Source organism: Psychrobacter sp. Arc9, assembly GCF_041431295.1.
Classification (GTDB): domain Bacteria; phylum Pseudomonadota; class Gammaproteobacteria; order Pseudomonadales; family Moraxellaceae; genus Psychrobacter.
Genome location: NZ_JASMRK010000001.1, coordinates 47,543 through 66,280, shown reverse-complemented (window position 1 = coordinate 66,280; position 18,738 = coordinate 47,543). Strand labels below are relative to the sequence as shown.

Here is an 18,738-nt window from a genome sequence, read left to right as displayed (position 1 = left end):
ATATTAAAAAAGCGGTCTATGCAAATAAAGCGATGTTGACGTTCGTTAAAATTATGTTATTCACTGCGTCAACATCTGTGCTTTAGGTTGGGTCTTAGGAATCAATTAAAATCCGCAAGGTGCATCGATAGATTCAATCACGCCGCCGCCCAGACATACTTCATCGATATAAAATACCGCTGACTGACCAGGGGTGACGGCGCGCTGTGGCTCATCAAATACCACACGCACTTCGCTGCCATCAGCATTGATCGCAAATACGCGACACGCTTGGTCTGGCTGGCGATAGCGAGACTTTTCCATACAGGCTAGACCTTCGTCGCTAAACACATCCGCAGGTGGTAAACCATCAATCCAATCAAGCTTATAGGCTTTTAGCTCGTTGCTCATTAGCATGGGATGTTCATGCCCTTGACCGACGATTAAACGGTTTTTCTCTAAGTCTTTTGCCAATACAAACCACGGTTCTTCAGGACGGTCTTTAACCCCGCCAATGCCGATGCCGCCGCGTTGACCCAATGTGTAATACATGAGGCCATCATGAGTACCGATGACTTTATTATCATCAGTAAGTATCTCGCCTTTTTGGGCAGGCAGGTATTGCTGCAAGAAGTCTTTAAAGCGGCGCTCACCAATAAAGCAGATACCCGTAGAGTCTTTCTTTTTAGCCGTCGCTAGGTCATGCTTTTCAGCTATCTGACGTACCACTGGCTTTTCAAGCTCACCAACAGGAAATAGCGTTTTGGCGATTTTGTCACCGCCAACCGCATGTAAGAAATAGCTTTGGTCTTTATTGTTATCAAGACCGCGTAAGAGCTGAGCAACCTCGTCACCTTCAGCATTGGTATAGTTCACACTGCGGCGCGTGTAGTGACCTGTAGCGATATAATCTGCCCCAAGGGTCAACGCATAGTCCAAAAACGCCTTAAACTTAATTTCTTTATTGCACAAGATATCAGGGTTTGGGGTGCGTCCTGCTTTATATTCCGCCAAAAAGTGCTCGAATACGCGATCCCAGTATTCCATAGCAAAGTTGGCCGTGTGCAGCTTCATACCGATTTTGTCACATACGGCTTGCGCGTCTGCTAGATCATCCATCGCCGTACAGTATTCGGTGCCGTCATCTTCTTCCCAGTTCTTCATAAACAAGCCTTCGACCTTGAAGCCTGCCTGCTGAAGTAATACGGCTGATACAGAAGAATCGACCCCACCTGACATACCGACAATCACATGCTTGGTGCTAGGATTTTCGACATCAGCAAGTGTTAAAGGGCGATGAGCATTAAAAGACTCAGAAACGGTTGTGCTTGAAGTATCTTGTATGGCTGACATAAAACGGCTCAACTATTTATACGTTATCCAAAGTACATATTGACGCTAAAAATTATGCAATCACTACAATACGTAGTCTTAGCACCACAACGTCAGCTTGTCTTTTGGATCTGGTATTATGATAAAATAAACACCATATTATACCAGTTAATTGAAACTGGTGGCGACCGATGATGTCTGGCTACTAGTAAAACCACTTTGAAAATTCAGATAGTGGTTTTGAATTATTTTAATCACCTTTAACTCATCTTGGAATAATAATGATAAAAATTGGTCAAGGTATCGATGTTCATGCTTTTCATAATAATGGTCAGCAGCAACAATATGTCATTCTAGCAGGCGTGCCTATTGAGCATACTCACAGTTTGCTGGCACACTCTGATGGTGATGTGGTCTTGCACGCATTGGCTGATGCGCTTCTTGGTGCTTTAGCACTTGGCGATATCGGGCAGCATTTTCCCGATACCGATGCGGCACATGCTGGATTGGATTCACGAGTATTGCTGCGTTATGTTTATAGTAAAGTGCAAGAGGCTGGTTATAGCCTAGGTAATGCTGATATTACGGTAATGTGCGAGCGTCCAAAGTTAGCGCCGCATAATCCAGCAATGCGCGCTAATATCGCTAGCGACTTACAAACAGATATTAGCAATATCAGTGTAAAAGCGACCACGACTGAAAAATTGGGATTTACGGGTCGTCAAGAGGGCATCATGGCCAATGCCGTGGTATTATTAGTCCCTAATACTGTTGAACCTACATAGATCGAAATTCGTGCTTGTAATACAGCGGCAGTCGCCCCATGTATCAGCCACGTCTTTATACAATTATTTTTATATAAATAATCAGGTGGTGTGTCAAAAAGTATGCTGATTAAAACTTGAACAGTTTTTGAAGCCTTGAAAGCCCTATAGAATCAGAGAACTTAGCATAGATTTTTTATTGGCTTCTATCGCCAGCATACTTTTTAGAACACCACCAATAATCATTTTAATGAACCGCTTTATCAATAGGAGCTTTTATGAGTGAGCAAACCCCAAACACTGCTGCAAACGACGTTGAACAATTGATCCGTGATCAAATCCGTGACAATAAAGTCATTATCTACATGAAAGGCACACCGCAATTTCCACAGTGTGGCTTTTCAGCGCGCTCTATCGAAGTGTTGACTCAGATTGGTCGTCCATTTGCGTTTGTAAACATTTTAGAAAACCCAGAAATTCGTGCAACGTTGCCAAAAATCGCTAACTGGCCAACGTTCCCGCAGTTATGGATTGATGGCGAGCTAATGGGCGGATCAGACATCATCTTACAAATGTATCAATCAGGCGAGCTAAAGCCATTGGTTGAAGCAAACAGCCCTGCTGCTTAATACTTGAAAGTGTGAATTGGATGTCTTTAATGTCCAATTAGCCTTTGCAAGACACGAGCACAGCAAACCCAAGTAGTCATTTGATGGCTATTTGGGTTTTTTTATTGTCGCTATTAGTATCGTTAGTACCGTATTTATTATTGTCCCTATTAGTGTTTCCACGCGCCTATGTCATTAGGCCTCGTTGTTTTTATAGGATTTACCCCCATATAGTGTCCAAGATACCAGCGATATAAATAATAATTATCAGATGAGTAAGAGAGCTTTATGAATAACCAAACCAGCGAACAATTAAATGAGCAAAGAGAAGCGGCTGAACAGGCAATGATCGAAAAACGCCGTGAACGTTTAAAAAATGAATCTACACGCATTATTGAGATTGCTAATACTGAGTCATACTCAGCACTTAAGTGTATTCATCAGCTTAGTGTGGCGGGCGGTGCAACTGAAGCGACATATGTGGCTATCGAGCAGCGCATCGTTGTAGACCAAGATCCTGCAGGTGCTTATCATTTGGCACTGTTAGCACAGAACACACCAGATTTGCCAATCGATGCCCGTCAGCTTATCGAATTGGTAGTCAACAAGGGTGATAACCATCAGCGTTTAGCATTGCTCAAAAACTTACCATTACCGCCAGTTGAGCTCATCAAAGCGCAGATTTTGGCGAGTGATGATGGTGAAGCGATTGGTCAAATGAACGCCTATCTACAGATCAATCCAGAAGGGTATGGTAGCCATCATATGCTGTCTAGTGGGCAGTCAGATCAGATCGTACCGCTTAGCCCTGGCAACAATAATCAAAATGATGATTAAAACAGTAACTAAGGCGTGTCTTCAATTCATCCGATAGTCATCTAAATGGGCTAAAAATGGCTAAATCTTGCCAAACATCGTCAAATAGCTGTTTAATATCCCGATATTATCTGCGCTATTTTTCTTGTTTGACGGCAATTTATCTCATTTTTATCACCATTTTTGAAATAAAGACACGCCCTAGTAAGTCAACAACTAACAAGACAGTAACCAGAGTGGAGAACTTTTCGCTTAATTTTAATAGTTTTTGTTCTAACGTTTTTTAAGTATCAAAAAATTGTTATAATTATGGGTTATTCAGGGCGTGTCCTTAATCTGAACAAAAGCATCTGGATGGGCTAAAAATGGTTAAATATTGCCAAACTATGTCAAATAGCTGGTTAGTATCCTGATATTATCTGCGCTATTTTCCTTGTTTGGCTGCAATTTACCTCATTTTTATCACCATTTTCAAAATAAGAACACGCCCTAACCAATTATGAACGACTTATCTGAGTCGTTACCTTTTTATAAATTCGACTGACGTTTATTTGCTGACTGTTCTCTTATTTGAACATAGGATATGGCAATCAGCAGCGTTATGAGTCAAGTGAGGCACACATGCAATACCCAAAACATTACGACGTGATAGTGATAGGCGGTGGTCATGCTGGCACAGAAGCTGCTCTGGCGGCTGCACGTATGGGCGCACAGACCTTATTGTTGACGCATAATATCGAGACGCTCGGGCAGATGAGTTGTAACCCTGCGATTGGCGGTATTGGTAAATCGCATTTAGTGCGTGAGATTGATGCGCTAGGCGGTGCAATGGCGCTGGCAACGGACAAAGCGGGTATCCAGTTTCGCGTACTAAATAGTCGTAAAGGGGCTGCCGTTCGTGCCACGCGTGCGCAAGCAGATCGTATCTTGTACAAAGCGGCTATCCGTCATACGCTAGAGAACCAGCCAAACCTAGATATATTCCAGCAAGCCGCTGATGATATCTTGGTAGAGAATGGTCGTGCAACGGCTGTTGTGACTTCTACAGGTATTGTCTTTAAGACCGAAACAGTCGTATTGACCTCAGGGACTTTCTTGGGCGGTGTCATTCATATTGGTTTAGAGAATTCAAATGGTGGCCGTGCAGGGGATCAGCCTTCTATCAAATTGGCAGATCGTTTACGTGAGCTTAAACTGCCAGTTGGTCGTCTGAAGACAGGTACGCCGGCACGTATCGATGCGCGTAGTGTTGATTTCAGCGTGATGACTGTACAGCCGGGTGATACGCCATTGCCAGTGATGAGCTATATGGGTGATGTGTCTATGCATCCTGAGCAGGTCAACTGCTATATCACCCATACTAATGCGCGCACCCATGATATTATTCGCGAAAATTTAGACCGCTCACCGATGTTCTCTGGCAAAATCGAAGGTGTGGGTCCGCGTTATTGTCCATCTATCGAAGACAAAATTCATCGTTTTGCGGATAAAGACAGCCATCAGATTTTCATCGAGCCAGAAGGTCTGACCACGCATGAGCTATATCCAAATGGTATCTCAACCAGTTTGCCATTTGATGTGCAGTTAGACTTTATTCATAGTATGAAAGGCTTAGAAAACGCCCATATTACTCGTCCAGGTTATGCGATTGAGTATGATTACTTTGATCCGCAAAACCTAAAACCAACGCTAGAAACGAAATCTATCGATCGTCTGTATTTTGCTGGCCAGATCAATGGTACGACGGGCTATGAAGAAGCGGGCGTGCAGGGTTTATTGGCAGGTACAAACGCAGCATTGGTCACCACTAATAATAGCGAGTTTGACACGTGGACACCACGCCGTGATGAAGCGTATCTCGGTGTGCTTGTCGATGACTTGATTACCCACGGTACTACCGAGCCGTATCGTATGTTTACGAGCCGTGCAGAATATCGCTTGCTCTTACGTGAAGACAATGCCGATCAGCGTTTGACAGAGACTGGTCGTAAGCTAGGTCTAGTAGACGATATACGCTGGCAAGCCTATCAAGAAAAAATGGAAGCTATCGCGACAGAAACTTCACGCCTAAAAGATATGTGGGCCACGCCTGCTAATGCTTTAGGTAAGCAAGTAGCCGAGCAAACAGGTGAAGTGCTGTCTAAAGAGTCGACTGCCTTTGATTTGCTAAAGCGTCCGCAAATACATTTTGCTGATATCGCGGCTATCACGGACTCAACTGTTGATCCACAAGTAGGTGAGCAGATAGAGATTTCTGTTAAATATGCAGGCTATATCGATCGCCAGCAAGAAGACATCGATCAGATGAAACGTCTCGAGAATACCGCACTACCGATGGACTTTGACTATAGCGTCGTATCTGGACTATCAAATGAGATTGTACAGAAACTCACGCAAGTCCGTCCTTCGACTTTAGCCCAAGCCGGACGAGTGAGTGGGGTTACACCTGCCGCCATTCAGTTATTGGCGATGACGGTTAAAAAGCATAAAAAAGCAAAAGCTGCATTGGACTCATAATAGCTATGCAATAAAGCCTTTTATAATAAAGCACTTATAGTTAAAAAGCCCGTAACGACATTTCGTTACGGGCTTTTGTTTGTCAAAAAAACCGTTAGTTTTAAAAGAAAGTCACATGTAACCTTGTCCTACTTACTACTTTGTATCTATACTAGGTCAGTAAATTTTCTTATTACTTGTTAATTTGTCTCGCTGATGTCCATATATTCATGGGCTTGTCACCGAACTGAGTCTACTTATGATTGATGCTATTGTTTTTGCTATTACCATTGTTTTACCCAACCTTGCCTTAATGTGGTTGGGTTTTTTTATGCAACGACGTGGTGAAGCAAGCCAAACTTTTATCGATCAGGCATCAAGTTTTGTCTTTAATTATTGCTTGCCGTGTTTATTGTTTTTTAGCGTGGTTGATAGCGACGTCGATTATGGTAAGCAAATTACGCTTATCCTTGTTGGTATCTTAGTGACGTTTATATTATTTATTGGCGCAGAGTTCTATGCCAAACGCTTCGTCAAGCGTCCTGAGGACCAAGGCGTGTTTGTACAAGGCGTATTCCGTAGCAACATGGCCATCATTGGCCTTGCAACCGTGGCCAACGCTTACGGCGCACAAGGATTGAGTATCGGCGCTGTCTATATGGGCGTGGTGACGATACTGTTTAATATCTTAGCGGTTATTACTCTAAGCCGTGTATCCAAAAGTGTGGATGATACATGGATTAGTCGCGGGACGATGATTGTGAAAAAGTTACTGACCAATCCTCTAATTTTGGCATTGGTTGGGGCATTCGTCTATAAAGCACTGCCATTGCCACCACTTACAGGGGTGATTCATACGACTGGCGACTTATTAGCAGCGGTGGCTCTGCCGTTAGCCCTGATCTGTGCGGGTGCTAGTATTAACCTAAAGTCTATGTTGCACCCTTCGGGCTTATCCATGCAGGCAAGTATTGGTCGGATTGTCATTGCACCATTGATTGCGATCGCTGTTGGGCTCGGGTTTGGGTTGTCAGGTGTGCATATGGGGGTGTTGTTTTTGATGGTCGCATCACCAACAGCTGCAGCCAGCTATGTCATGGCAAAAGCAATGGGTGGTAATGATGTATTGGCGGCTAATATTTTGGCATTTACCACTGTTGTCGGCATGTTTGGTATGGCGATTGGGGCAGCGACGTTACGTGCCCTTGGATTAATGTAATACAGATTTTATACTATCTTTAAATAAGTAAGTACTTTCGCCTTATCTAATTTTAACAGCATTAAAAAAGCCCTCTTTTCAAATAAGAAAAGAGGGCTTCTGGTATTAATCTAGCGTTCGCTATTACGCTTGTCTTCACGGCGCTGCTTGCGCTTTGGACTAGTACGATAGGTTAAATAACCACCGATAGCCATAACTGCAAGAAAGGCAACGATATACATAAATATCGACGAGCCAATCATGAGCGATGCACCGATAATGGGAGTTGCTTCCATGTCAAAAATCCAGTTAAGGTTCATCAATAATTATGCAAGTGTCTCATTTCATTGTAAAGTAAATAAGTTTAGCTCCGGTGTAAGTTCAAGTGAACGGATACGGGCAGCTTGGTCATATATATTGGCCGTCACAATCAGCTCATCTGGCTGATAGGTTGCCAAAAACGCAGCGAGTCTTGGTTTGACCGTGTCGACAGAGCCAATGAATGATACTGACAATGCATTGTCTACCATCATTTTCTCTGCTTGACTCCAGATACTGTCCATATCGTGGGTAGGCTTAGGCATTTGACCTGTTTCGCCACGACGCAGACGTACAAAACTCTGCTGTGCTGAAGTAAAATGATACTCGGCGGTCGCATCATCATCAGCCAGCAATAAGTTTGCAGCTAGCATCACATAAGGCTTATCTAGATAGACAGACGGTTTAAACTGTTCACGGTAAGCCTCAATTGCTTGCCCAAGCATTTGCGGGGCGAAGTGAGAGGCAAACACATAAGGTAGTCCTAAATGTGCAGCCAAAGTCGCACCAAATAGAGAAGAGCCTAATATCCAAATCGGTATGCCTGATTTTGTGCCAGGGAATGCCTGTACAGGGCTGCCATCTGTATCATTACCTAAGAAATACATCAGCTCTTGCACATCTTGTGGAAAGCGTTCGGCATCTTTCATTTGTCGACGAAGTGCCTGAAACGTCGCACCATCAGTACCAGGTGCACGGCCTAGGCCTAGGTCCACACGGTCACCATATAATGCCTGCAAAGTACCAAACTGCTCAGCAATCACGAGAGGGGCATGGTTCGGTAGCATAACGCCGCCAGCACCAATACGGATACGGTCGGTTTTACTACCGATATGCGATAGTAGTACTGAGGTGGCTGCACTGGCGATGCCCGGCATATTGTGATGCTCTGCCATCCAGTAGCGGTTTAAGCCTGATTTTTCTGCTTGCTGCGCGGTTTCCACTGTTTGGGCGATGCCTTCAGCGATGGTTTTGCCTTGAGGTACAGGCGCAAGATCTAAAAAAGATAAAGGGATTTTATTACTCATAAATGTTCCAGTAGTGTGTAAATTATTTTCTACTGATATGCTTATAGACAGTGGTAGTTTCAAGTGCCGCTAGTCACTGTTAATGAATCATAACAAAGTCAGTTAACTCTGTTGTTAAGCTCGCTTAACAATTATTAAGGTGTATTTATACAGGTTGTCGTTGGTCAAAATAAGCGATAAATAAACCATAAGTAAGGTAATAAAAGGATTTAGCAGCATTACACTATGGCATTAAAAAAAGATGGCATTAAAAAAAGCAGGCAACCTAGGTTACCTGCTTCTCTAATTGGTCGATTATAAGATAATGATAAATTAAATAATCACTATCTTAAGAACCAATGCAACATTATTTATCTTGGTCACCAAGCTTGTAAGCTAAGACATAATCACCAATGGTTGTGCCAACTGAACCATGACCACCTGCGACCAATACGACCATTTGCTCACCTTTAGAGTTCAAGTAAGTCATTGGCGTGGCTTGACCACCTGCTGGAATACGAACATTCCATAGCACGTCGCCATTTTTTAAGTCATAAGCTCGGAAGTTGTTTTCTGTCGCCGCTGACAAGAATGCGACGCCGCCTTTAGTGATGATAGGTCCACCGATACCAGGTACGCCCAGTTCCAGTTTGATAGGAATAGGAGACAAGTCTTGTACCGTACCATTTTTGCGCTGATAAGCGATATCACCTGTGGCTAGGTCAGCACCAGCGATTGTGCCCCATGGTGGCTGCTGACAAGGTACGCCTAATGGTGACAAGAAGGGCCCCAATTCTACTGCATAATCTGCACCTTCATTGGCATTGACGCCTTGCTCGCCTTTATTGGTTTCTGCATCGCCCAACGTGTCTCTAGGAATGAGTTTTGAGGTAAATGCCAAGTAAGTCGGCATACCAAACATCACGCCATTCTCAGGATCGACTGCAATACCGCCCCAATTAAAGGTACCAAAGTTACCAGGATAGACCAAGCTACCATTGGTTGATGGCGGGGTATAGCGACCATCATAGTTGAGCTGATTGAACTCAATACGGCACATCATTTGATCGACGAGACTGGCACCCCACATGTCTTTTTCAGTCAGTGGTTCAGGCTCAAAGCTCAAGCCAGAATAAGGCTGAGTTGGCGCTGCGTGCTCTCCCGCTATGAGATAGCCTTGCGGTGCAGGACGTTCTTTAATCGGTACAATAGGCTCACCCGTTGCGCGGTTCAAGACGTATACATCACCTTGTTTGGTTGGCACAACCAGCGCAGGCTGTACACCATCGGCCGTATCTAGATCAAGTAAGGTTGGCTGAGCAGGCGTGTCCATGTCCCAAAGGTCATGATGCACAAACTGCTGAACCCAGCGTGCTTCGCCAGTCTCGATATCTAGAGCGACAACAGACGTTGCATACTTTTCTTCAGCGGCATTTCGATAACTACCTAGCTGATCTGGCGTACGGTTACCCATAGGGAAGTAGGCCAATCCAAGCTCTTCATCGGCAGTAGCGACTGACCATGAATTTGGCGAGCTGGTCTTATAAGTTTGGGTTGGATCATTGACATCGAAAGGCGCTGTATTATCAGGATCGCCTGAATCCCAGTTCCAAAGAAGCTCACCGGTATTGACATCATACGCACGGATCACACCAGAAGGCGAGTTGACGTCATAGTTATCATTGACAGCACCGGCGACGATGATGGTATCGCCCGCGATGACTGGTGGTGACGTAGAATAATAGTAACCTGCTTGATTGAACGGCATGTTATGCATCAAGTCTAATGCACCATCATCACCAAAATCTTGGCAGCGTTGCCCAGTATTTGGATCGAGTGCATACAACTTCGCATCAGACGTTGGGATAAATATCTTGGCATCGCATTGCTTAGATGCATTTTCAAAGGTATTACCAGCAATTTTCTGTACTTGCACGGGGCTGGTCGCTTGACCCGCATAATAAGATACGCCGCGACAGGTTTGGTGCTGACGTTGTAAGTTTTCCTCTACTTGAGGATCAAACTTCCACAGCGTCTCACCAGAGTCGGCATCTAGCGCTAGTACCCAGTTGTGAGGGGTACATAAGTATAAACCGTTGCCAATCTTTAATGGTGTTGCCTGATAAGTGGTCTCACCGACATCGTTAGGACCTTTGACATCACCTGTTTGGATTTGCCATGCCAGTTCTAAATCTTTGACGTTATCGGTATTGATTTTATCTAGAGGTGAGTAGCGCTGACCATAATCAGTACGACCATACGCGCTCCATTCGCCATCTGGCGTTTGCTGACCGTTTGATAACGGATCACCAAGGTTGGCTGAGGTCTCATCTGAGCTGACGTTTTGCTCGTCATCATTTGCAGCAGTCAAGTTAAGCTCACCGAGTTTGTCAGTGGCATTATTAGCTAGACTACCAAAAGAGAGTAGTGCACCTACGATTACGCTTACGAGCAGTCCCCAATAATACAGAGGGCTTTTCTTAACGTTGTTTATAGTTGGTGTGCTATTTGAAGCTACTTGAGTTTTAGGCCCACGCATTTTGTTGGATACCCATGGCAATAGCATGAGCAAACCAAATATAAGCGGGAAGCCAACTCGAGGTGCTAGCGCCCACCAATAGAACCCAGATTCCCAAAGTGCCCAAGCCATGGTCGCTACGATAAATAGCGCATATAACCCGTAAGCACTCCAGTGTTTTTTGAACAATAAAAAAGCTGTCGTTAGTATAATGACGCCAGCAATGAGGTAGTAAGGACTACCGCCTAAGGACAATAAATAAGCGCCGCCAATGAGTAGAGGGGCGGCAAAAATTGCCATAATGATCGCTACGAGTTTTTCCATGAGCGGTATCACCTGTTTACAAAAGAGCAAGTTAATATGTATTGATATTTAGTCACAAATCAATTTCATTCGACCAAATATCAATACAAGTGTGAATAATATATAAAAGAAACATTGAATAACGTTCTAGAATCTATTTTATCATCCACAGCTCAGTCTAGTAAGGGTGAGCAAGTCTGAGATACTTTATTTAACAAATGCTCATTAATTTGCAAATTGCTTTTGGCATAGCTCCATGAATGCGCGACCATATTGACGGATTTCTGCATCATCACGTACCGCCATCCAACTGGTAAAGCGACCAAAATGATCGACGGGGATGGCCGTCAGGTTTTGATAATGACTTGGCTCAAATGCCATTTCTGCGATGATACCAATACCTAGGCCTAGACCGACATAGGTGCTGATCACATCGGCATCGAGCGCCGCTAATACGATATCTGGCTCCAGCCCTGCTTCGTCGAACGTCTTGTCAATCGCGCCGCGTCCTGTAAAACCACCGTGATAGGTCACAATCGGATAGCTGGCAAGTGTGGGCAGGTCAATAGACTCTTGGCTAGCCAGTTCGTGATCACTTGGTACGATAACGCGATGCGTCCAGTCATAGTAACGGTAGCATCTAAGATAATTATTATGTAGCAAGGACTCAGTAGCGATACCGATATCGGCTTGACCACGTATGACCATCTGAGCGATGGTCTCAGGATCTGCTTGTTGCAAAATCAAATTTACCTTAGGGAAACGATCTTTGAACTCTTTAACCACTTGCGGCAGTACATAACGCGCTTGTGTGTGAGTGGTGGCAATCGTCAGCGTACCGATATTAGGATTATTAAAGTCTAAACTGAGGTTTTCAATGGTACGAATTTCAGCAAAGATAGACTCGATATGAGGCATAAGCGCTGTGCCCATAGTGGTCAGTCCCGTCAGGCGTTTGCCTTGGCGCACGAATACTTCCGTCTTTAACTGGTTTTCTAACGCAGCAATATGCTTTGATAAGCTTGATTGACTGGTATGTAGCACGGTCGCCGCCTGGCTTAAGTTATAACCGTTAATCACCGTATGCCATACTGTTTCTAGCTGTTTGAGCTGAATCTGCAAATGCCGTTGGTTGACCACTACGTCGATTGCCATAACTTAATCCTATTGTATAAATATACAAACCTCGTCTGTATATGAAAGTAAAAATGTCTGAACATACAGTAATAAAGTAGTGTAAAACAAAGCTATTATTCTTGTATATAATAAATAGCTATCAATTTATGATAATTATGAATATAGAATTTGTATTTTGCAATGCTAAAAAATTATTCGTTCAGTAAATGCTGCTTAGTCAGTAAGCGTTGTTTATCCAGAGAAGCCATTTGACCTAACAACTTATAAAGAGCGGTCACTATTAAGCATAAAAAACTAAGCATAAAAAAACAGCTACCTTCTGAAAGATAGCTGTTCGTCAGTTATAAAGTTATTTATTACTATTAATATTTACTACTATTAATTAGTCGGTATTGACCAACTTCAAACTTGGTTTATTTTGCAATATCAAAGCGATCTGCATTCATAACCTTGTTCCAAACGCGGACGAAGTCACGAACAAATTTCTCTAAGTTATCATCTTGCGCGTATAGCTCAGCATAAGCACGTAATATAGAGTTAGAGCCAAATACCAAGTCTACGCGGCTTGCTTGCCATTTGACGTTTCCTGTACTACGCTCACGTACCTCGTAGCTATTAACAGTATTGTCGGCTGCTTTTACAGGATGCCATGTGTAGTTCATGTCTGTTAAATTGACGAAGAAGTCATTGGTAAGCACGCCCGCACGTTCAGTAAAGACGCCATGTTGGCTTTGACCATGGTTGGTATCAAGCACTCGCATACCACCAAGCAATACGACCATCTCAGGTGCTGTCAATCCCATTAACTGCGTGCGATCAAGTAGCATCTCTTCTGGCGATACTGCGTAGTCGCCCTGAATCCAGTTGCGATAGCCATCATGTAGCGGTTCTAAATCAGCAAAAGATTCGGCGTCAGTCATTTCAGCGTCAGCATCGCCGCGACCTGGATTAAACGGTACAGTAATATCTACGCCTGCATCGTTTGCTGCCTGCTCAATAGCGGCGTTACCAGCCAATACAATAAGGTCTGCTAAGCTAACGTCTTTCTCAAAGCCAGACTGAATGATTGTCAATGTCTCAAGTACACGCTGTAATTGTTCTGGCTCATTGCCTGCCCAGTCTTTTTGTGGAGCTAAACGGATACGTGCACCGTTGGCACCGCCGCGATAGTCGGAAGCGCGGAAGGTACGAGCGCTGTCCCATGCTGTAATGATCAACTCACGACGACTAATGTCACTGTCTAAAATCTGTGCTTTTAGCGTTGCAATATCATCAGCAGTCAAGTCCGTATTACCTGTAGGAATAGGGTCTTGCCATACAAAGTCTTCGCTCGGTACGTCGGCACCTAAGTAACGAGACTTCGGTCCCAAATCACGGTGAGTCAGTTTGAACCACGCTCTAGCGAATACTTCATCAAAGTACTCTGGGTTGTTATGGAACTTCTCTGAAATCTCACGATAGATAGGATCTTTAATCATCGCCATATCAGCATCAGTCATGATTGGGTTGCGGCGTACACTTGGATCATGCGCATCTAAAGGACGGTCTTCTTCCTCAATGTCGACAGGTTCCCACTGCCACGCACCAGCTGGACTCTTAGTCAACGCCCATTCATGGTTGAACAACAAATCAAAGTACTCATAGTTCCACTCAGTTGGATTCGTGGTCCAGGCGCCCTCGATACCACTTGAAACGGTATCACCTGCATTACCACGACCTTTAGGATTGCGCCAGCCTAGACCTTGCTCTTTGACGTCAGCGGCTTCTGGTTCATCTTCTAGTATCGTCGCATCACCATTACCGTGACACTTACCAACCGTGTGACCACCAGCGGTTAGAGCAACGGTCTCTTCGTCATTCATCGACATACGACCAAACGTAGTACGGATGTCTTGTGCGGTTTTGATTGGGTCAGGATTGCCATCAACACCTTCTGGGTTGACATAGATCAACCCCATTTGCACAGCAGCTAAAGGATTTTCTAATGATTCGCGCTCTTCATCACTGTCGTAACGGTTTTTGGTAGCAGCTAGCCATTCGCGCTCAGAACCCCAGTAGATGTCTTTTTCTGGATGCCAGATATCAGCACGACCACCAGCAAAACCTAGGGTTTTAAAGCCCATAGACTCATAAGCCATGTTACCTGCCAAAATCATCAAATCGGCCCAAGACAATTTATTGCCGTATTTTTTCTTGATTGGCCACAATAGACGACGGGCTTTATCAAGGTTGACGTTATCTGGCCAGCTGTTCAATGGCGCAAAACGTTGGTTACCAGTATTAGAACCGCCGCGACCATCAGAACGACGATATGTACCAGCTGAATGCCATGCCATACGAATCATCAAACCACCATAGTGTCCCCAGTCAGCTGGCCACCATTCTTGCGACTCAGTCATTAGGTTTTTTAAGTCAGTCTTGACCGCTTCTAGATCTAGCTGTTTAAAAGCTTTAGCATAGTCAAAGTCTTCACCCATTGGGTCAGTCTTTTTGTCTTGCTGGTGCAATATGTCTAAGTTCAGGGCGTTTGGCCACCAATCTGTCGCAGCAGATGCAGTGGTAGTATGTGCCTGATGCATAACAGGGCAGCCACCCATGCTCGGACGCTCAGGCTCATGCGTGTTATCAACGTTTTCGCTATGGATCGTTGGGCCTTGACCATCACCCTGATCATAGGTTGTGTTAGTAGGCGCATTATTATTGTTGCTTTCGTGATCTACAGGACAACGAGCAGCATCTGGGGCAGTGTTTTTGTCGGTGGTGTTATTGGTTGAGTCGGACATGGTATAACTCCTAGGCTATGATAATCGAAAGAACAAACCGTGAATCTCGGTAGTCGTTGTTTATGTACAAAGCATAACTAAGCTGAGTGGATTTATAAAACTAATATATAAGAATTATAAGTTTTAAATTACCAATCATAAAATACTTGATGTTTTGTTTATCTCAATCATTATTAACGCCCTTGCTTATCATCGCCAGTTAAGAGTAAACCAATAGAGTGCACCTAACCAATCAAGCCTGCGTCAGTTTTACTACTACCTTTATATTACCTATAAATAATGTCATTGTCAGACATCCTTCAAAATAGAAATTAGCAATAAAAAAGAGAGCTAAGATAACCTTGGTAAAACACTGCGGTTTTTTGCGTTACGATTAAGAAATATAAGCGATTGTACATGGCCTGCAATCGCTAAGTTAATGCAAAAACATCTAGTCAAGATAAAGGTTCTCAAGTACCATAACTGGATTTTGTTGTAATCATAATATTGGTGCAACGTAGAGCAATTTTTATCGATCCTTTTGTCGATAACTGATTCTAAAGATTGATAAAAATTGTGCGCGGTTGTGTTCTTTGTCTGAATTGTTGGTGAGTTATTATGTCTGCTGTCAAATCTGTACCGCCCAATCAACCAATTGCCAAAAAGTCATGGGGCGAGGCTACAAAAGCTTATCTCGATCCTCGTGTCATTATTATGCTGTTTTTGGGGTTCTCAGCGGGTATACCTATTCTGCTGATTTTCTCAAGTCTGTCGCTATGGCTGAGAGAAGCAGGCATTGATCGTAGTGTCGTCACTATGTTCAGCTGGGCAGCACTGGGGTATTCGTTCAAGTTTATTTGGGCGCCATTGATTGATGCGCTCCCTGTACCGTTTTTGACCAAGTGGCTAGGGCGTCGTCGTAGTTGGATGGTGGTATCACAGCTGCTTATCGTGCTGGCAATCTTTTTGATGGCAAGGGTAAATCCTGTTAGCGAAGATGTCTTGGTTTATATGGCAGGCGCGGCCGTGCTGCTTGGGTTCTCTTCTGCGACGCAAGATATCGTGATTGATGCGTACCGTATTGAGCTTGCGCCGCCGTCTATGCAGTCTATCTTGTCCTCTATCTATGTGTCAGGCTACCGTATCGGTATGATTGTCGCAGGGGCAGGCGCGTTATATTTGGCTGATTATTTCGGCTCAAATGAGACGTTTTATAGTTATGAAGCATGGCGCAATACCTATTACATCATGGCAGGAGTCATGACGTTAGGGGTATTAACGACGTTTGCTAGTTATGAGCCAACCGCTGAGACCCTGCAAAGTAAAAAGCAGAAGGGTAACTTAAAAGTATTCCTAATTTATTCGGCGTTACTGCTTATCCCAGGTCTGCTGTTTGGTGTTATTTACTTGATTAATATTTTGATCAATACAGTATTTGATAGCACAGTGGCCTTGATACCACTAATGGTAATGCCAGCGATTAAATTTTACTTTTTAGCATTGGTCGCGTGCGCGCCATTGTTATTACTGTACTTTATTATTAATCAACCAAAAATCATTAACAAAGCCCCGTTGGTCGCTGAAACTCGTGAAGACTACGTCAGACTGGTAGCGTTGTTTGTATTTTCAGTGATTGCCTTTATCGCTGCTTATATATTGATGGGACAAGTCTTACCAGAGTTCGAAGGCGCGTTTTCTAGTTTCTTTGTAGAAACCTTGCACTTGTTAGTAAGCCTAGGCGCGGCAATGGCAGCAGGTTATGCACTAGTACAAGTAGGACTGGTGAAAAAAGAAGTGGCCATGGCAACATGGATCGAGCCTGTCTTAGATTTTTTCCGACGTTATGGCAAAAAAGCCCTGCTACTATTAGCCTTGATTGGTCTATACCGTATCTCAGATATCGTCGCAGGCGTGATCTCCAACGTCTTTTATCAAGATATGGGCTTTAGCAAAACAGATATCGCCAATGCCGTAAAACTGGTCGGTGTGATTATGGCAATTGCAGGTGGCTTCTTGGGCGGGATTTTGGCTCAGCGTTTCCGTATTATGCATGCCATGATGATTGGTGCGATTTTAGCGTGTGCGACCAACCTGTTGTTTGTGGTATTGACATACAACCCAGGTAGCCTGCCGATCATGTATATGGCAGTGATATTTGATAACTTGGCTGCGGGCCTTGCGAGCGCTGTATTTATCGCTTTCTTATCAGCACTAACCTCGATTCGCTTTACCGCGGTACAGTATGCGATTTTTTCCTCACTGATGACGCTAATACCCAAAGTAATGGGTGGTTATTCTGGTGCTATCGTCGATAATATGGGTTATCCGTTTTTCTTTATCTTTACCTTCGCTATTGGTATTCCAATTTTGGCACTGATTTACTTTGTTGATAGACATATTATCATTGGTGATAACGATGATATTTATGGCGATGATAATAATGATGGCAGCGGCGGCAATAGGGTAGGTGACAAACTGAGCAAAACCAATCCTAACCTGACCGATACCAAAGAGCCACCACGCGCATCAGAGTAGGCTAAACAGTATTTTACCTTTATTCATTCACTGTTATTTAAGAGCTATCTATGACCATATCGACCATTCGTCACATCAAGCAGCACATCCAGCAATTGACGAATGGCGATGTACATAATCAGCTACCATCGTTTTGGTTTACGGACTGGTTGCTGTATGTCATTGATAAGCCTGCGATAGCGTTGATGATGGATGAAGATTATCAGCTGACTGCTAGTGAGCTTGCTCAGTTCAACGCTGGTGTGGTAAAAATGCAGCAAGGCATACCGCTCGCGTACCTGACTGGGCAGCAGGAATTTTGGTCGATGAGCTTTAAGGTAAACGAGCATACTTTGATTCCTAGGCCTGATACCGAGGTATTAGTTGAACAGATATTAAACTGGATAAACGCTCAGCCAACGCAACTTAGTAATAAGCGATTGCTAGACTTGGGGACAGGGTCAGGTTGTATCGCTATTAGTCTTGCCCATGAGTTAAAGCACGCTAATTGGCAAATCGTGGCGGTTGATTTATCGTCAGAGGCGCTTAAAGTGGCTCAGTACAATGCCGTGAGCAATAATGTTGCCAATGTTGAATTTATCCAGAGTGGTTGGTATCAAGCGTTACCTACTAACGATGAGCCGCAGTTTGACGTGATTGTATCAAACCCTCCCTATATTGACGAGACAGACGAGCATTTGGCAGGTCTAACAGCTGAACCGATTAGTGCGCTCAGTGCACCCAATCAGGGTTTAGCTGATATCGAGCATATCGTCCAGCAAGCGACGACATATCTATGTACAGGTGGGTTATTGGCTATTGAACATGGCTATGATCAAGGTGATGCGGTTCGGCAGCTGTTTCTAGACAATGGTTTTGAATCAGTACATACCGTAAAAGACTACGGTGATAATGATCGCGTTACGCTAGGGCAAGTCCAGTAGATGGTTTTTTGGTAGTAGATTTCTTTGATTATAGGTTGTAGA

General features: G+C 43.9%; 13 protein-coding genes. 7 read left to right on the top strand and 6 right to left on the bottom strand.

Features of this window, described 5'->3' with window-relative positions:
* Window positions 1-105: 105 nt before the first annotated feature.
* Window positions 106-1,332, bottom strand: coding sequence for a tRNA 2-thiouridine(34) synthase MnmA (gene mnmA, locus QO187_RS00270; RefSeq protein ID WP_101204811.1), 1,227 nt, complete (start codon window positions 1,330-1,332; stop codon window positions 106-108).
* 260 nt (window positions 1,333-1,592) lie between these two features.
* On the opposite strand from mnmA, the gene ispF reads away from it, so the two are divergent.
* The 5 genes from ispF (at window position 1,593) to QO187_RS00245 (ending at window position 7,214) form a co-directional block, all read left to right on the top strand.
* Window positions 1,593-2,096 carry a 2-C-methyl-D-erythritol 2,4-cyclodiphosphate synthase gene (ispF, locus tag QO187_RS00265; RefSeq protein WP_101204812.1) on the top strand — a complete coding sequence of 168 codons (504 nt, stop codon included), beginning with the start codon at window positions 1,593-1,595 and terminating at the stop codon, window positions 2,094-2,096.
* A 257-nt stretch (window positions 2,097-2,353) separates the two neighbouring features.
* Window positions 2,354-2,704, top strand: a complete 351-nt coding sequence (gene grxD / locus QO187_RS00260) for a Grx4 family monothiol glutaredoxin (protein ID WP_057759647.1) — start codon at window positions 2,354-2,356, stop codon at window positions 2,702-2,704.
* Between the two features lie 267 nt (window positions 2,705-2,971).
* Window positions 2,972-3,520, top strand: coding sequence for a hypothetical protein (locus QO187_RS00255; protein ID WP_101204813.1), 549 nt, complete (start codon window positions 2,972-2,974; stop codon window positions 3,518-3,520).
* 600 nt (window positions 3,521-4,120) lie between these two features.
* Window positions 4,121-6,016, top strand: a complete 1,896-nt coding sequence (mnmG, locus tag QO187_RS00250) for a tRNA uridine-5-carboxymethylaminomethyl(34) synthesis enzyme MnmG (protein ID WP_101204814.1) — start codon at window positions 4,121-4,123, stop codon at window positions 6,014-6,016.
* Between the two features lie 238 nt (window positions 6,017-6,254).
* Window positions 6,255-7,214 (top strand): AEC family transporter, encoded by a 960-nt coding sequence (locus QO187_RS00245; protein WP_101204815.1) that lies wholly within the window; start codon window positions 6,255-6,257, stop codon window positions 7,212-7,214.
* 110 nt (window positions 7,215-7,324) lie between these two features.
* Here the strand turns inward: QO187_RS00245 and QO187_RS00240 are convergent, their stop codons facing one another.
* The 5 genes from QO187_RS00240 to katG all read right to left on the bottom strand — a co-directional run bounded on the left by QO187_RS00240 (window position 7,325) and on the right by katG (window position 15,073).
* A complete protein-coding gene (locus QO187_RS00240) occupies window positions 7,325-7,489 on the bottom strand; it encodes a hypothetical protein (protein ID WP_156410686.1) in 165 nt (54 codons plus the stop codon).
* 48 nt (window positions 7,490-7,537) lie between these two features.
* Window positions 7,538-8,539: an LLM class flavin-dependent oxidoreductase gene (locus tag QO187_RS00235; protein ID WP_101204816.1), complete on the bottom strand. Its 1,002-nt coding sequence runs from the start codon at window positions 8,537-8,539 to the stop codon at window positions 7,538-7,540.
* 346 nt (window positions 8,540-8,885) lie between these two features.
* Entirely contained in the window at window positions 8,886-11,360 is a 2,475-nt protein-coding gene (locus tag QO187_RS00230; protein ID WP_101204817.1) for a membrane-bound PQQ-dependent dehydrogenase, glucose/quinate/shikimate family, read from the bottom strand.
* A gap of 204 nt (window positions 11,361-11,564) precedes the next feature.
* Window positions 11,565-12,494, bottom strand: coding sequence for a LysR substrate-binding domain-containing protein (locus QO187_RS00225; RefSeq protein ID WP_057759664.1), 930 nt, complete (start codon window positions 12,492-12,494; stop codon window positions 11,565-11,567).
* 395 nt (window positions 12,495-12,889) lie between these two features.
* Window positions 12,890-15,073, bottom strand: coding sequence for a catalase/peroxidase HPI (katG, locus tag QO187_RS00220; RefSeq protein ID WP_101204828.1), 2,184 nt, complete (start codon window positions 15,071-15,073; stop codon window positions 12,890-12,892).
* A 783-nt stretch (window positions 15,074-15,856) separates the two neighbouring features.
* Here katG and QO187_RS00215 point away from each other — a divergent pair.
* The gene (locus tag QO187_RS00215) at window positions 15,857-17,773 is read left to right on the top strand and encodes an MFS transporter (RefSeq protein WP_101204818.1); all 1,917 of its coding nucleotides are present in this window, start codon (window positions 15,857-15,859) and stop codon (window positions 17,771-17,773) included.
* Window positions 17,774-17,823: 50 nt separating this feature from the next.
* Entirely contained in the window at window positions 17,824-18,696 is an 873-nt protein-coding gene (prmC, locus tag QO187_RS00210; RefSeq protein ID WP_101204819.1) for a peptide chain release factor N(5)-glutamine methyltransferase, read from the top strand.
* Window positions 18,697-18,738: the final 42 nt, after the last annotated feature.

Coding starts and splice junctions, on each gene's coding strand:
- mnmA (WP_101204811.1), bottom strand. CDS start 1,332: ATGTCAGCCATACAAGATACTTCAAGCACAACCGTTTCTGAGTCTTTT.
- ispF (WP_101204812.1), top strand. CDS start 1,593: ATGATAAAAATTGGTCAAGGTATCGATGTTCATGCTTTTCATAATAAT.
- grxD (WP_057759647.1), top strand. CDS start 2,354: ATGAGTGAGCAAACCCCAAACACTGCTGCAAACGACGTTGAACAATTG.
- QO187_RS00255 (WP_101204813.1), top strand. CDS start 2,972: ATGAATAACCAAACCAGCGAACAATTAAATGAGCAAAGAGAAGCGGCT.
- mnmG (WP_101204814.1), top strand. CDS start 4,121: ATGCAATACCCAAAACATTACGACGTGATAGTGATAGGCGGTGGTCAT.
- QO187_RS00245 (WP_101204815.1), top strand. CDS start 6,255: ATGATTGATGCTATTGTTTTTGCTATTACCATTGTTTTACCCAACCTT.
- QO187_RS00240 (WP_156410686.1), bottom strand. CDS start 7,489: ATGGAAGCAACTCCCATTATCGGTGCATCGCTCATGATTGGCTCGTCG.
- QO187_RS00235 (WP_101204816.1), bottom strand. CDS start 8,539: ATGAGTAATAAAATCCCTTTATCTTTTTTAGATCTTGCGCCTGTACCT.
- QO187_RS00230 (WP_101204817.1), bottom strand. CDS start 11,360: ATGGAAAAACTCGTAGCGATCATTATGGCAATTTTTGCCGCCCCTCTA.
- QO187_RS00225 (WP_057759664.1), bottom strand. CDS start 12,494: ATGGCAATCGACGTAGTGGTCAACCAACGGCATTTGCAGATTCAGCTC.
- katG (WP_101204828.1), bottom strand. CDS start 15,073: ATGGGTGGCTGCCCTGTTATGCATCAGGCACATACTACCACTGCATCT.
- QO187_RS00215 (WP_101204818.1), top strand. CDS start 15,857: ATGTCTGCTGTCAAATCTGTACCGCCCAATCAACCAATTGCCAAAAAG.
- prmC (WP_101204819.1), top strand. CDS start 17,824: ATGACCATATCGACCATTCGTCACATCAAGCAGCACATCCAGCAATTG.